General features: G+C 37.0%; 13 protein-coding genes. 9 read left to right on the forward strand and 4 right to left on the reverse strand.

The genetic code is table 11. The features are described 5' to 3' along the window. Positions 1 to 35: 35 nt before the first annotated feature. The 4 genes from FNW21_RS09600 to FNW21_RS09615 form a co-directional block, all read right to left on the reverse strand. Positions 36 to 782 (reverse strand): rhomboid family intramembrane serine protease, encoded by a 747-nt coding sequence (locus tag FNW21_RS09600; protein ID WP_144256523.1) that lies wholly within the window; start codon positions 780 to 782, stop codon positions 36 to 38. Then, positions 779 to 2623, reverse strand: a complete 1845-nt coding sequence (gene mutL / locus FNW21_RS09605) for a DNA mismatch repair endonuclease MutL (protein WP_144256639.1) — start codon at positions 2621 to 2623, stop codon at positions 779 to 781. Before mutL ends, FNW21_RS09600 begins: the two co-directional genes overlap by 4 nt. 158 nt (positions 2624 to 2781) lie before the next feature. Continuing rightward, positions 2782 to 3351: a 6,7-dimethyl-8-ribityllumazine synthase gene (gene ribH, locus FNW21_RS09610; RefSeq protein ID WP_144256524.1), complete on the reverse strand. Its 570-nt coding sequence runs from the start codon at positions 3349 to 3351 to the stop codon at positions 2782 to 2784. A 126-nt stretch (positions 3352 to 3477) separates the two neighbouring features. After that, on the reverse strand, positions 3478 to 4251 hold the full coding sequence (locus tag FNW21_RS09615) for a tetratricopeptide repeat protein (protein WP_144256525.1): 774 nt from the start codon (positions 4249 to 4251) through the stop codon (positions 3478 to 3480). Between the two features lie 247 nt (positions 4252 to 4498). On the opposite strand from FNW21_RS09615, the gene recF reads away from it, so the two are divergent. From recF to FNW21_RS09660, 9 genes are all read left to right on the forward strand, one after another. Next, complete coding sequence (gene recF, locus FNW21_RS09620) at positions 4499 to 5578, forward strand: DNA replication/repair protein RecF (protein ID WP_144256526.1); 1080 nt, start codon at positions 4499 to 4501, stop codon at positions 5576 to 5578. 79 nt (positions 5579 to 5657) lie between these two features. Then, a complete protein-coding gene (locus FNW21_RS09625) occupies positions 5658 to 6353 on the forward strand; it encodes a thioredoxin domain-containing protein (RefSeq protein WP_144256527.1) in 696 nt (231 codons plus the stop codon). Positions 6354 to 6363: 10 nt separating this feature from the next. Next, positions 6364 to 7038 carry a DUF2461 domain-containing protein gene (locus FNW21_RS09630; RefSeq protein WP_144256528.1) on the forward strand — a complete coding sequence of 225 codons (675 nt, stop codon included), beginning with the start codon at positions 6364 to 6366 and terminating at the stop codon, positions 7036 to 7038. A gap of 1 nt (position 7039) precedes the next feature. Beyond that, positions 7040 to 8116 carry a glycosyltransferase gene (locus FNW21_RS09635; RefSeq protein WP_144256529.1) on the forward strand — a complete coding sequence of 359 codons (1077 nt, stop codon included), beginning with the start codon at positions 7040 to 7042 and terminating at the stop codon, positions 8114 to 8116. 2 nt (positions 8117 to 8118) lie between these two features. After that, entirely contained in the window at positions 8119 to 9963 is a 1845-nt protein-coding gene (asnB, locus tag FNW21_RS09640) for an asparagine synthase (glutamine-hydrolyzing) (protein WP_144256530.1), read from the forward strand. Positions 9964 to 9980: 17 nt separating this feature from the next. Next, positions 9981 to 10994: a UDP-N-acetylmuramate dehydrogenase gene (gene murB / locus FNW21_RS09645; RefSeq protein WP_144256531.1), complete on the forward strand. Its 1014-nt coding sequence runs from the start codon at positions 9981 to 9983 to the stop codon at positions 10992 to 10994. Positions 10995 to 11026: 32 nt separating this feature from the next. Continuing rightward, positions 11027 to 11641, forward strand: a complete 615-nt coding sequence (locus tag FNW21_RS09650; protein ID WP_144256532.1) for an FMN-binding negative transcriptional regulator — start codon at positions 11027 to 11029, stop codon at positions 11639 to 11641. A 73-nt stretch (positions 11642 to 11714) separates the two neighbouring features. Then, positions 11715 to 12821, forward strand: a complete 1107-nt coding sequence (locus FNW21_RS09655; RefSeq protein WP_144256533.1) for a glycosyltransferase — start codon at positions 11715 to 11717, stop codon at positions 12819 to 12821. Continuing rightward, positions 12812 to 13363 carry an RNA polymerase sigma factor gene (locus FNW21_RS09660; RefSeq protein ID WP_144256534.1) on the forward strand — a complete coding sequence of 184 codons (552 nt, stop codon included), beginning with the start codon at positions 12812 to 12814 and terminating at the stop codon, positions 13361 to 13363. Before FNW21_RS09655 ends, FNW21_RS09660 begins: the two co-directional genes overlap by 10 nt. Positions 13364 to 13444 lie beyond the last annotated feature (81 nt).

A 13444-nucleotide genomic window follows, 5' to 3' on the forward strand; every position in this document is an offset into this window, starting at 1 on the left:
TATATTTTAAATAATGTACAAAAACGACAGCCTTTTTAGTTCCAACGGTTTTGATGAAACTGATTTTTTTTCCAATACCACATGATTATAAAACCTGTAAGTGCACCCCCTACATGTGCAAAATGTGCTACGCCTGCACCACCAAAAATAGATTCTCCACCATTCAAACCGAGATATAAATCGATGCAAACCAGTCCAGGCACAAAATACTTGGCTTTAATGGGAATGGGAATAAACATCATGGCTAGCTCTGCGTTTGGAAACATAAAAGCAAAAGCGACAATCGTTCCGTAAATGGCTCCAGATGCACCAACTGCACTTCCTGAAAAAGCGTCAATAAAACTTCTAAAATCGGCACCATTCAATAGTCCAATAAGTTCTTGATTGTTTTTTCCGTTCAAAACAGCTAACACTTCTGATTTAGAAAATCCGTCTTGAAGCAATGTGTTCAATCCATCTTGAAAAAAATAATAATTTACTCCCGTATGTATCAATGCAGCTCCCAACCCGCAAGAAATATAGAAAAACAAAAACTTTTTGCCTCCCCAAAAATGTTCCAATGCCGAGCCAAATGAGTACAACGCAAACATATTAAATAAAATATGCATAAATCCGCCGTGCATAAACATGTGGGTTATGGGTTGCCAAAATTCGAAATTGGGACTTTCTGGAAAATACAACGCCAAGTACCTGTAAGCCGGTTCTTTTAGAATTAAAGTACCAACAAAAAACAAAACGTTAATTATAATTAGCTGTTTTACGGTTTCTGTTACATTTTTCATACTGCAAATTTTTTGTCTAAATCTTCCACACGCATCGTGATGAAAGTGGGTTTATTAAATGGGGAAACATTGGGATCTTTACAGGCAAAAAGCCCGTTTACCAAGTTTTCTTGTTCTTTTTCGGTTAAATAAGTGCCTGTTTTTACGGCCAAACTTTTGGCCATTGATTTGGCAATGGTATCATTCTGACTAAAGCTACTTTCTGGAATTCCGTCTTGTAAATCGCTTAACAGTTGTTCCAAAACAATCGAAACTTCACTTTCGGTGCTGTTTATTGGGATTCCTGAAATAACAATATAAGCTTCGGTGGTTTCTTCAAAAACAAAACCGGTATTAACGAGCGACAATTGCAAATCGGCAATCAATTCCATTTCAGTGGCCGAAAAAAACAAATGAATAGGAAACAATAATTGCTGACTTGAGGCTTGATGCACCGTCATATTCGTCAAAAATTGTTCGTACAACACACGCTGATGTGCCCGTTGCTGATCCACAATTACCATTCCTGATTTGATAGGCGAAACAATGTATTTTTTATGAATTTGGTATGTTTTGTGAACCGTTTGCTCAATGTCACTGTCATTAAAAAGCGAAGATGTAATTTCTTCATTCTCAAATGTCATGGTGCCAACCTCGGCGGTATCGTGCTTTAAACCCACATACAAACCATCCCAATGCGACTTCACTTCCGGTTTTCGATACGCCGACGCATAATGAGGATTGGGTGTCTCCTCTGCAAACGGATTGTAATTGCTATCGACTTGAATTGTGGGTGTAGCACCGTCTAAATCCTTGTAATGATAGGGCGTATCCAGATTGGCATCCCGATCAAAATCCAAAACAGGAGCCACATTAAACTGTCCCAAACTGTGCTTAATGGATGCTCTCAAAATAGCATACAGCGCTTGCTCATCATCAAACTTAATTTCGGTTTTGGTGGGATGAATATTAATATCAATGGTGTTTGGAGGAACAGTTAAATATATAAAATAACTCGGCTGTGCCCCCTCTTTCAAAATGCCATCATAAGCCGCCATAACGGCATGGTGTAAATAACCGCTTTTTATAAACCGATCATTCACAAAGAAAAACTGTTCCCCACGCCCTTTTTTGGCAAATTCTGGCTTGCCCACAAAACCATCAATGGTAACGATTTCGGTTGCTTCCTGAATAGGAACTAGTTTTTCGTTAGTTTTTCCAGCAAAAAAATTCACAATTCGTTGCCGTGAATTGGACGGAGGCAAATTGTACATTTCGCTGCCATTGTGGTAAAAAGTAAAATGTATTTGTGGATGTGCCAAGGCAACACGCTGAAATTCGTCCACAACATGACGAAATTCCACTATATCCGATTTCAAGAAATTGCGCCTAGCGGGAATGTTATAAAAAAGGTTTTTCACAGCAAACGAAGTTCCTTTGGGCAAAACCGCTACCTCTTGCGATACAAATTTGCTCCCTTCAATCACCAGATGCGTGCCCAACTCTTGCTGGTCTTGTTTGGTTTTCATTTCAACATGAGCAATTGCCGCAATAGAGGCCAAGGCTTCACCCCGAAAACCTTTGGTATGCAACGAGAATAAATCCTCGGCTTGCCTGATCTTTGATGTGGCATGGCGTTCAAAACACAAACGGGCATCGGTAACGCTCATTCCCAAACCATTATCTATGACTTGAACTAATGATTTTCCAGCATCCTTGATGATTAATTTAATGTCGGTTGCTCTGGCATCGACTGCGTTTTCTAAAAGCTCTTTTACAACCGAAGCAGGTCGTTGCACCACTTCGCCAGCAGCAATTTGATTAGCAACATGATCAGGAAGTAATTGAATAATACTCGACATTTTTAGATTTCGGATTTTAGAGTTTAGAGTTCCCATTTGCAAACTCAAAGTTCACAAATTTAAGGAATTTCTATTGGGTTTTATACCTAAAATATTCATAAAAAAAACCTACACCCTTAATAAAGGAGTATAGGTTTTTCTTGAATTTTATACTTTTTTTATTCTTCTAATAATGGCAAACCTTCAATTTGCAACGTCTCCGAAGACAATAATTGTTGTTTTTCAAACTGGTGATTGAACGAGGCTTGGTAACGCAAATAGGCCATTTTGATGGCAGCTATAGCCGCTTCTGTTCCTTTGTTACCATGAATTCCTCCGCTTCTATCAAGCGATTGTTGCAAGGTATTATCCGTCAAGACGCAAAAAATTACAGGAATATCCGTTTGTACATTCAAATCCTTAATGCCTTGCGTAACCCCTTCGCATACAAAATCAAAATGCTTGGTTTGTCCTTGAATAACACATCCAATGACAATTACCGCATCAACATTTTGGGTTTGAAGCATTTTTTTGGCTCCATACACCAATTCAAAACTACCGGGAACATTCCAGCGAATAATGTGTTGTGAGGGTACTTGATTTTCTAAAAGTGCTTCGATGGCGCCTTTAAAAAGTCCTTCTGTTATCGTTTCATTCCATTCAGCAACAACAATTCCGAAACGAAAATTCTTTGCATCGGGAATCGAGTTTTTATCATAATCTGATAAATTTTTATTAATCGTAGCCATTTTTTTAAAATTTAGAAACTTAAAGGTAGTGGTTATTCTAATAAAAAAAGATTAGAAATGTACCGTTTTTAAATGAATCAAAAAACTTTACAACTTCTAACCTTTATTTCTTTGATTGAGCGTGTTTTATTGCGCCAATCCAATCAAAACATCTACAGCTGCCGCTTCTGGAGTAGCATCATAATTGTCTTTTATATCTGTAAAATATTTCAAAGCATCTTCTTTATTCCCTAATGCCAAAGCTGTTTTCCCAGCTTTCAACAAGAAACGAGGCGTAGTAAAATCATTTTTGTTCGCTTCGGCTGCTTTTACATAAAACTCTAAAGCTTCTTTTTGTTGGTTCTTTTGAGAATAAGCATCTCCTATTGCACCCGTTGCTAATGCGCCCAAAACAATATCTTCTGATTTGAATTTGCTCAAATAATCAATCGCTTCTGCATATTTACCCGTGTTCAAAAAAGCGATTCCCGCGTAATAATTAGCTAAATTTCCAGCATCAGTACCTGAATATTCATCGGCAATTTTAACAAATCCAAATTTCCCTTCGGAACCATTCAATGACAATTTATACAACGAATCCGTAGCAACACCATCGGTAGCTTTTTGAAAATTTTGTTGGGCAACAAACATTTCGTTAGCTGCTTCATCTTGTTTAGGACTTGCAACAAATTTTTGATATGCAAGGTAACCTACGGTAATCAAAGCCACACCAGCCACAAAACCGATGATTATTTTTTGGTTTTTAGCCACCCAATCCTCTGTTCTAGAAGCCGTTTCGTCTAGTTTAGAAAAAACTTCAGCGGTTGCGCTGTTTTTTTCGTCTACAATAACCTCTTCAACTGCATCGTCAATTGCCTTTTCTTTTGGTGCTTTATATCCTCGTTTGCTGTAAGTAGCCATTTCAAATTAATTTAGTGAGCCGCAAAAATAAAATTTTTATTCAAACCGACGTAAAAAAAATGAATTTATATTGATTTTAATAAAAAATAATTTCTAAAGCCAATTTTTCCCTCGCTTTTATATTTAAAAAATCAAAATAGAAAACAACAAAAGCCTCGTTTTATCAATATTTTTCAATAATTTGCAGCCTCCAAAAAACGAACACCCACAAAGGGCTAAATCCTTCAATAGCAGCAAGAATCACTCCATGTATTTAAAAAAAATAGCTTTATTCAATTATAAAAATTTTTCGGAAGTCGATTTTGAATTTGACCACAAAATAAATTGCTTTGTTGGCAAAAACGGAATTGGCAAAACGAACATCCTGGATTCTATTTACCATCTTGCCTACGGAAAAAGCTATTTTAATCCCATTGCAACACAAAACATCAAACATGGAGAAGATTTTTTTGTGATTGATGCCGAATTCGAAAAAAACGAAAGAACCGAACAAATTGTATGCAGCATCAAAAAAGGACAAAAAAAAATCCTGAAACGAAATGGTAAAGTATATGATAAATTCTCGGATCACATCGGTTTTATTCCGCTCGTAATTGTTTCGCCAGCAGATAGGGATTTGATTGTTGAAGGCAGCGAAACCAGACGCAAATTCATGGACAGCGTGATATCGCAAATGGATTCCCATTATTTAAAACAACTGATTCAGTATCAAAAAGTAATGAGTCAGCGCAATGCGTTGCTAAAATATTTTGCCTTGAACCATGTTTTTGAAACGGATACACTCGCTATATATAATGAGCAGTTGCACGAATTAGGACATGCTATTTTTGAGAAACGAAAACAGTTCATCGAAGCCTTTGTTCCTATTTTTAATACCCACCATCAAGCCATTTCGGGAGCCGAAGAAACGGTACAATTAGTCTACGAAAGCCACTTATTCGAGAACAATTTACACACACTTTTGCAGGACAGCATCAACAAAGACCGCATGTTGCAATACACCAGCATGGGAACCCACAAGGACGATTTATCCTTTGAAATAGACCACTATCCCATCAAGAAATTTGGTTCGCAAGGGCAGCAAAAATCGTTTCTGATTGCTTTGAAACTAGCACAATTTGAATTTTTGAAAAAACAAAGTGGCGTAAAACCATTGTTGCTATTTGATGATATTTTTGATAAATTAGACGAAAGTCGCGTGGCCAAAATCATGGAAATGGTTAACAGCGCCGTTTTTGGACAACTTTTCATCTCGGACACCCACGCCGAACGCACGGAAACAATTGTAAAATCAACACAACAGAGTTATAAAATTTTCAACTTATAAATGCTATTTAATCGTTAAAAAGGGTTTAGAAATTTAAAAAAGACTTATTTTAGCCTAAATTTTTTAGCAAAAAACAATCATGAAACGCTACCAAATAGTCCTTGCCGTTTTTACTTTCGTCCTCTTTTCCTGCCACGGACAAACCAGCAAAAATGTCCAAACCATAACTGCCGCTGCTTTTTCTGAAAAAATAAAAGCGACTCCCAATACTCCAATTTTAGATGTGCGAACCCCAGAGGAATTTGCTTTGGAACATCTTGACAATGCCATAAATGTCAATTGGTTAGGAAGCTCCTTTACTGCTGATTCGCAAAAATACGACAAAACAAAACCTGTTTTTGTGTACTGTAAAAGCGGCGGACGAAGCAAACAAGCCGCAGCCAAATTAGCAGCACTAGGCTTTACCACTATTTATGAATTAGATGGCGGAATCCTAAAATGGAATGCTGCAGGATTAGCCAAACCAAGCGATAAAATCATTGGCATTTGCAGTCAAGAATATGCTGAATTATTGAATTCCGACAAGAAAGTATTGATTAATTTTTATGCCGAATGGTGTGCTCCGTGCAAAAAAATGACGCCTTACCTCCTGCAAATGCAAAAAGAATTAGCCCCAAAAATAACCATCATTCGCTTGAATGCTGACGAGAATAAAACCATCCTACAAGAATTGAAAATTACGGAATTACCCACCTTATTATTGTATGATAATAAGGAATTAAAATGGCAACATGCGGGTTTTATAAGCGAAGATGATTTAAAAAAACAACTCTAATACGCTAGCAATGCTTTCAGAAAACACACTCCAATTTCTAGACGATTTAAAGGCCAACAACAACCGAGAATGGTTTCTAGAAAATAAAAAACGTTACGAAGCTTTCAAGAAAGACTACCAACAATTGGTAGCTGATTTACTGGATGTAATGAAACCTTTGGATCCCACTCTTGAAATGCTAGAAGTCAAAAATTGTACGTTTAGAATCAATCGGGATATTCGGTTTTCTAAAGATAAAACGCCTTATAAATCGCATTTTGGCGTTTGGCTTTCCTCTGGCGGCAAAGGCACCAATCGCTCTGGCTATTACATTCATGTGGAGCGAGGAGCGAGCTTTATTGCAGGCGGATTGTATTGTCCAGAAGCCCCCGATTTAAAAAAAATGCGTAAAGAAATCGCTTATTTCTACGATGATTTAGAAGCCATTTTGGCAGCTCCTAAATTCCAAAAAGAGTTTGTGGATTTTGACCGAAATGAATCCAATTTACTCAAAAATCCACCACGTGGATACGAAAAAGACCATCCCGCTATCGATTTTTTGAAACTAAAAAGTTTCGAAACTTCGCAAAAAATCGAAATCGAATCGCTTACCAAAAAAGATTTTGTGGGTCAAATAAGCCAAAAACTAATACTTTTGAAACCGCTAAATGATTTTATAAATCGAGCATTAACCTCCGAAGAATAAAATGGATACCTCAAAAAAAAGAAAAATACTTTTTCTAGGAGAATCCTTTAGAGCAGATGCTATTACTTGGATGAACGGCCTTCGCGAATTTGGCGACTTCGAAATCATTACTTGGGAACTAAAAACGCCAAGCAACGGTGTAGTCAAACGAATGATGCGAATCGTTGAATTTGAACTGGCTCTTTTGAAAATAAGAAAAATTATCAAAAAACAGCAACCTGATATGGTAATTGCCGAGCGAACCACTAGCTATGGATTTCTGGCTTCCATGACCGGTGTAAAACCAATAGCGATTGCCCAACAGGGACGAACCGATCTCTGGCCTGAAAAATCAGCAACGTTACCCTTGAAAAAATTCATTCAAGATTATGCTTTCAAAAAAGCCGATTTGATACACGCTTGGGGGCCAGTTATGACCATTTCGATGCAAGAAGCCAATGTGGATATGAACAAAGTATTGGTTTTACCAAAAGGAATTGATTTAGATAGCTTTGACGACAATAATCAAGCCAACCCAAATAAAATACATGCAATTGTTACTCGGTCGCTATTACCGGAATACAGTCATGACATTATTTTAAAATCGTTTGGAATTTTAAACCAAAGAGGAATAGATTTCGTACTTACTATTGTGGGCGATGGAAAACAATTGCAGCCGTTGCAGGAATTAGCCAAAACATTAAAAATCGAGGACAAAGTACTCTTTACTGGAAGGATTAAAAACACAGCTTTACCGCAACTATTACAACAGTCCAACATATACATCAGCATGCCAATAACCGAGGGCGTTTCGGCTTCATTATTTGAAGCCATGGCAAGCAAATGTTATCCCATAGTAACGGATATTGAAGGAAACCAGAGCTGGATTACACATCGCAAAAACGGGCAACTTGTTGCAATTGATGATTATGAAATGCTGGCTAATGAATTAATTTGGGCATTTGAAAACAAAGAATACCGCGAACAAGCAGTTCAAAAAAACAGACAATTTATAGCAGAAAATGCGAATTACACTACCAATATGAAAATTATAGCAGCTAAATATCATGAATTAATTAACGCTTCAAAAAAGATTTAATCATGTGTGGAATTAACGGCATACTTCATTTGTCCCAACGCAAAATTGACGAACGCATTTTGATTAAAATGAGAGATTCGCTCGAACATCGAGGCCCTGACGACAAAGGAATTTATATGGACAACAACCTAGGTTTAGGACACGTAAGACTTTCTATTTTAGACGTTTCAGCAGCGGGACACCAACCTTTCTTATCTGACGATGGCCGATACGCTATGGTTTATAATGGCGAAATCTATAATTATAAAGACTTTTATCCAGAGCTAAAAAGCAATGGTTTTGCAATTAAAACGGGTACCGATACCGAAGTTTTATTAAAATTATTTCAACTCCATGGGCTGAAAATGCTGTCCCGTTTTGATGGCATGTTTGCTTTTGCCATTTGGGACAAAGTCGAAAAAAAGCTAACGGTCGTTCGAGATCGAATGGGTGTAAAACCTTTGTATTATTCGTTTTACAACGAAAGTTTTTATTTTGGTTCCGAACAAAAAGCCCTTTTTACCGCTGGTGTTCCCCTAAAAATGGCACAAGACGGATTAGAAGAATACATTTTTAACCGGTTTGTGGCAGGTGAAAATACGTTGTACCAAAACGTAAAAAAAGTCCTTCCCGGACACATCATGACGATCCTTGAAAACGGAAAAGTGACTACCGAAAAATGGTGGCACTTAAAATCCGAAATTCAAAACCAGTCCGCTATTGTCAATCCTGTAGAGTGGTTTCAAGAAACGTTTGACGAGTCCGTAAAATCCAGAATGGTGAGTGATGTTCCCGTAGGTGTTTTGTTGAGTGGCGGACTCGATTCGTCCTCGATTTTGGCGTCTTTGTACCGACAAAATTTCAAGGACATAGAAACCTTTAATATTGGTTTCAAAGAAAAACACCATAACGAATCGCATCTTGCCCAAATGCTGTCGGACAAGTTTGATTATAAATTCCACACGATGCACCTTGAAGATGAGGCCTTATATAATTCCTTATTAAAAGCGACTTATTTTCAGGACGAACCCATAATGCACTTGAGTGAACCTCATTTATTATCGGTTTCACAAATGGCAAAACCAAGCGTCAAAGTATTGCTTTCAGGCGAAGGAGCCGATGAATTAATGGGTGGCTACGTGCGCTACAAAACTTTACAATACCCGTCATTACTCCACTCAATTGCCACTTTAGGAAGCATCGATTTATTTGCCAAAAAACCGCGTTTCGAAAAACTAATGCGCTATTCAGCAATCAAAAACCCACAAGATTTGATTCTCTACAATGGATCAAATATTTATCCAGCTGATATTGCAGCTACTTTTGGAATAAAAAAAGAACCAAAAAACGAGTATCGAAAACAAATTTATGCCGAAGCAAAAGCCTTATATCCTGACAATTTGCGTCGGCAAGCCTTGTATTTTGACCAGCATACGTATATGTGTTCGCTACTAGATCGCAATGACCGCTGCACGATGGGCGCGTCTATAGAATGCAGAGAACCATTTTTGAGTCCCAAATTACTGACTGGTTTAGGATCGCTAGATGACAAATGGCTTTTTACGGGCAAAAAAGGAAAATATGTCCTTAAAACCGCCATGCAACACCGATTGCCCGAAGAAATTTTGAAATTCAAAAAAGTAGGATTGAGTGCACCTTGGGGTGATTATATTACTAAAAGCCCCGCTTTTAAGGACGAATTAACTGCTTTTGCCACCAGCGATTTGTTTCAAATGGATTATTTTAAAAACATTGATGCCAAAAAATTAATTGGAAATTTACAAAACGGAGATGCCAAAATGATTCCCTACATCATGCCGTTGTTCATGATGCACATCTGGATGAAAACTTATGCCAACGCTTTTTAAAATAAAAAAGAACTTTTATGGAAATACAAGCTGATTTCTCTCTAAAAAACTACACTACTTTTGGCATTGAAGCCAAAGCCAAACAATTTGCATCGGTACAAAATGCAACCGATTTAGCAACAATTTTAAAAGAAAATAGTACTCAAAAAAAATTTATCTTGGGTGGTGGCAGCAACATGCTTTTGACACAAGATATTGACGCATTAGTACTTCATATTGATTTAAAGGGCAAAAAAATAATCCAAGAAAACGATGATTTTGTTTGGGTCGAAAGCCAAGCAGGAGAAAATTGGCATGAATTTGTATTGTGGACCATTCACCAAGATTTTGGTGGTTTAGAAAACATGTCGCTCATTCCTGGCAACGTAGGTACTACTCCCGTGCAAAACATTGGGGCGTATGGTACCGAAATTAAAGACACTTTTGTTTCCTGTACTGCCATGGCAATTGCCAGTCAGGAGATAAAAACATTTACCAAGGACGAATGCCATTTTGGCTACCGAGAAAGTATTTTTAAAAACGAAGCCAAAGACCAATACATCATCACATCGGTTGTTTTTAAATTGACCAAAAAGAACCATAAAATCAATATTTCCTATGGCGATATTGCAGCAGAGTTGACAAACAACAACATAACAACTCCCAGCCTAATTGACGTGAGTAATGCCGTAATAGCCATCAGGCAAAGTAAATTACCGGATCCTAAAGTACTGGGAAACAGTGGTAGTTTTTTTAAAAATCCAATTGTTTTGAAAACCGATTTTGAAAAAATACACCAGAAATTTCCAGAAATGAAATACTACGACATTTCACCAACCGAGGTAAAAGTCCCTGCGGGTTGGCTTATAGAACAAGCAGGTTTCAAAGGGAAACGTTTTGGCGATGCGGGAATTCACACCAAGCAAGCGCTTGTATTAGTCAATTATGGTACCGCAACAGGAGCGGAAATTCTAGCCGTTTCAAGAAACATTCAGGATACCATTCTCAAAACCTTTGGTATTGCCATAGAAGCCGAAGTTAACGTGATTTAAAACCGATACATTTATTTTATAAACCAACTAAAATGTACATTCCAGACTTATATCGCAATGAAGATCAAGAAGCTATAACCCAATTTCTCCATGAAAATAGTTTTGGAATTTTGGTCAATCAAACTAATGGTAGCTTGTGGGCAACTCATATTCCGCTCGAATTAGACACCAATACTGATGGAAAACAAATTTTATTTGGACATCTTGCCAAAGAAAATCCACAATGGAAAAGTTGTACTCAAAACGAGGAAGTTTTGGCCATTTTCACAGGCCCACACAGTTATATTTCCTCCTCGTGGTACGACCATGAAAATGTCCCCACTTGGAACTATATCGCTGTACATATTTACGGAAAAATCAAAATTATAACGGGAGATGCCGTTGCTGCCTCCTTAAAAAAACTCGTTGATAAATACGAACAAATTTCTGAAAATCCAGTCAAAGTAGAAGAATTTTCTAGAAGAACAATGCTGCAAACCAATGGAATCGTAGCTTTTGAAATAGAAATTACTGCCATTCAAGCCAAAAAGAAATTATCGCAAAATAGAGATGAAACCAATTTCAAAAACATTATTACAGCATTAGAAAAAACTGGAAGTCCACAAGCCTGTTCCATTGCACAAGAAATGAAAAAATGCCAAAAGTAATTCCCCTCTAACGCTTGAAAATTAACAATTGATAATTACCTTTGCATTCGATTTAAAAGCCAAAAAAAAAACAATGCTACTATTTAATTTATACTTCTTTATTTTCATCACGGTGGTTCAAATCGCTTATTATTTAGGCGTTTTTGGGAAGTTTTCTTTTGCGAAAGCAATAAAAACAACCCCCAAACGCATTCCAATATCCGTTATTGTTTGTGCCAAAAATGAAGAAGACAACATCATAAATTTTATTCCTTTGTTGGCGGAACAAAATTATCCTGACTTTGAGATTGTCCTCATCGATGACGCTTCAAGTGACCATACCGGAGCCATTTTTGAAGGTTTTGAACAACAATATCCCCATGTACGTTTGGTAAAAGTAGCCAACAATGAAGCCTTTTGGGGCAACAAAAAATATGCGTTAACCCTGGGAATAAAAGCGGCAAAAAAAGAGTATTTACTCTTTACAGATGCAGATTGTTACCCTACATCAACGGATTGGATTGCGACTATGAGTTCGCAATTTACTATGCAAAAAACGATTGTTTTGGGCTATGGTGGTTATGAAAAAATAGCCAATTCGTTCTTGAATAAAATCATTCGTTTCGAAACGGTTTTGACCGCTATTCAATATTTTTCATGGGCAAAATTAGGACATCCATATATGGGTGTGGGACGAAATTTAGCCTACAAAAAGGAAGTTTTTTTTAATGTAAATGGTTTTATTGACCACATGCAAATTCGATCTGGCGACGATGATTTGTTTGTCAATCAAGCCGCAAGTTCCAAGAACACCACCATTTGCTTCGCTCCCGAAGGTTTTACCTATTCGAAACCAAAACTAAAATATACCGAATGGTTTACTCAAAAACGACGCCATGTTGCCACAGCACAGTTTTACAAACCGTTTGACAAGTTGCAATTAGGACTTTTTTACCTATCGCAATTGTTGTTTATACTGCTTTCCATACTTTTATTGGCGTTTCAATTTCAATGGATAATCGTTTTGAGCATCATCGGTTTTAGGTATTTGGTTACTTGGATTGTCATTGGTTTTGGGGCCAGTAAATTAAAAGAAAAAGATGTTGTATATTGGTATCCTATTATTGAGTTGACGCTTGTAGTTACACAAATTAATGTCTTCATTACCAATATTTTTTCAAAACCCGTACATTGGAAATAAACAAAAAGATAGAAAAAGCAAAAAAAGGCGACCAAATTGCCTTCACGTTTCTATTGGATTATTATTGGAACGAAGTGTACGGATTCATGCTTAAACGTACCGAAAACGAAACCGACGCCGAGGACATTGCCATTGAAACCTTCTCCAAAGCATTTGACAAAATTGCAACTTATAACAGTGAATTTCAATTCAATACGTGGTTGATAGCTATTGCAAAAAACGTTCATATTGATTTGTTACGCAAAAAAAAATCCAACCTTTTTGTCGAAATTACCGATGAAGAAGACCGCCAAGCCTACAATATTGCCGACACAACCCCATCTGCAGAAGACGTATTAATTACGGAACAAAACCTTTCGCAGTTACTGCAATTCATCAAAGAATTGAAACCACATTATCAAGAAGTTATTCAGTTGCGCTACTTTCAAGAGTTAAGTTATCAAGAAATTGCTAATAAAATTGACGAACCCATAAGCAATGTCAAAATTAAATTGCTTCGAGCCAAAAAACTACTTGCCGAAATTATCGAAGGAAAACGGTAGTTTTTAATATTTTTTACGCCATATCATTTAAATTACTCTTAAAATAGTTGAAAAATAATACTTTTTTAACACACTAAAACG

The organism is Flavobacterium restrictum, assembly GCF_007097245.1.
Taxonomy (GTDB): domain Bacteria; phylum Bacteroidota; class Bacteroidia; order Flavobacteriales; family Flavobacteriaceae; genus Flavobacterium; species Flavobacterium restrictum.

Excerpts from the sequence above, each read along its gene's own strand:
- FNW21_RS09615 (WP_144256525.1), bottom strand. The coding sequence starts at position 4,251 with ATGGCTACTTACAGCAAACGAGGATATAAAGCACCAAAAGAAAAGGCA.
- FNW21_RS09635 (WP_144256529.1), top strand. The coding sequence starts at position 7,040 with ATGGATACCTCAAAAAAAAGAAAAATACTTTTTCTAGGAGAATCCTTT.
- FNW21_RS09630 (WP_144256528.1), top strand. The coding sequence starts at position 6,364 with ATGCTTTCAGAAAACACACTCCAATTTCTAGACGATTTAAAGGCCAAC.
- FNW21_RS09600 (WP_144256523.1), bottom strand. The coding sequence starts at position 782 with ATGAAAAATGTAACAGAAACCGTAAAACAGCTAATTATAATTAACGTT.
- FNW21_RS09625 (WP_144256527.1), top strand. The coding sequence starts at position 5,658 with ATGAAACGCTACCAAATAGTCCTTGCCGTTTTTACTTTCGTCCTCTTT.
- recF (WP_144256526.1), top strand. The coding sequence starts at position 4,499 with ATGTATTTAAAAAAAATAGCTTTATTCAATTATAAAAATTTTTCGGAA.
- mutL (WP_144256639.1), bottom strand. The coding sequence starts at position 2,623 with ATGTCGAGTATTATTCAATTACTTCCTGATCATGTTGCTAATCAAATT.
- asnB (WP_144256530.1), top strand. The coding sequence starts at position 8,119 with ATGTGTGGAATTAACGGCATACTTCATTTGTCCCAACGCAAAATTGAC.
- FNW21_RS09650 (WP_144256532.1), top strand. The coding sequence starts at position 11,027 with ATGTACATTCCAGACTTATATCGCAATGAAGATCAAGAAGCTATAACC.
- ribH (WP_144256524.1), bottom strand. The coding sequence starts at position 3,351 with ATGGCTACGATTAATAAAAATTTATCAGATTATGATAAAAACTCGATT.
- murB (WP_144256531.1), top strand. The coding sequence starts at position 9,981 with ATGGAAATACAAGCTGATTTCTCTCTAAAAAACTACACTACTTTTGGC.
- FNW21_RS09655 (WP_144256533.1), top strand. The coding sequence starts at position 11,715 with ATGCTACTATTTAATTTATACTTCTTTATTTTCATCACGGTGGTTCAA.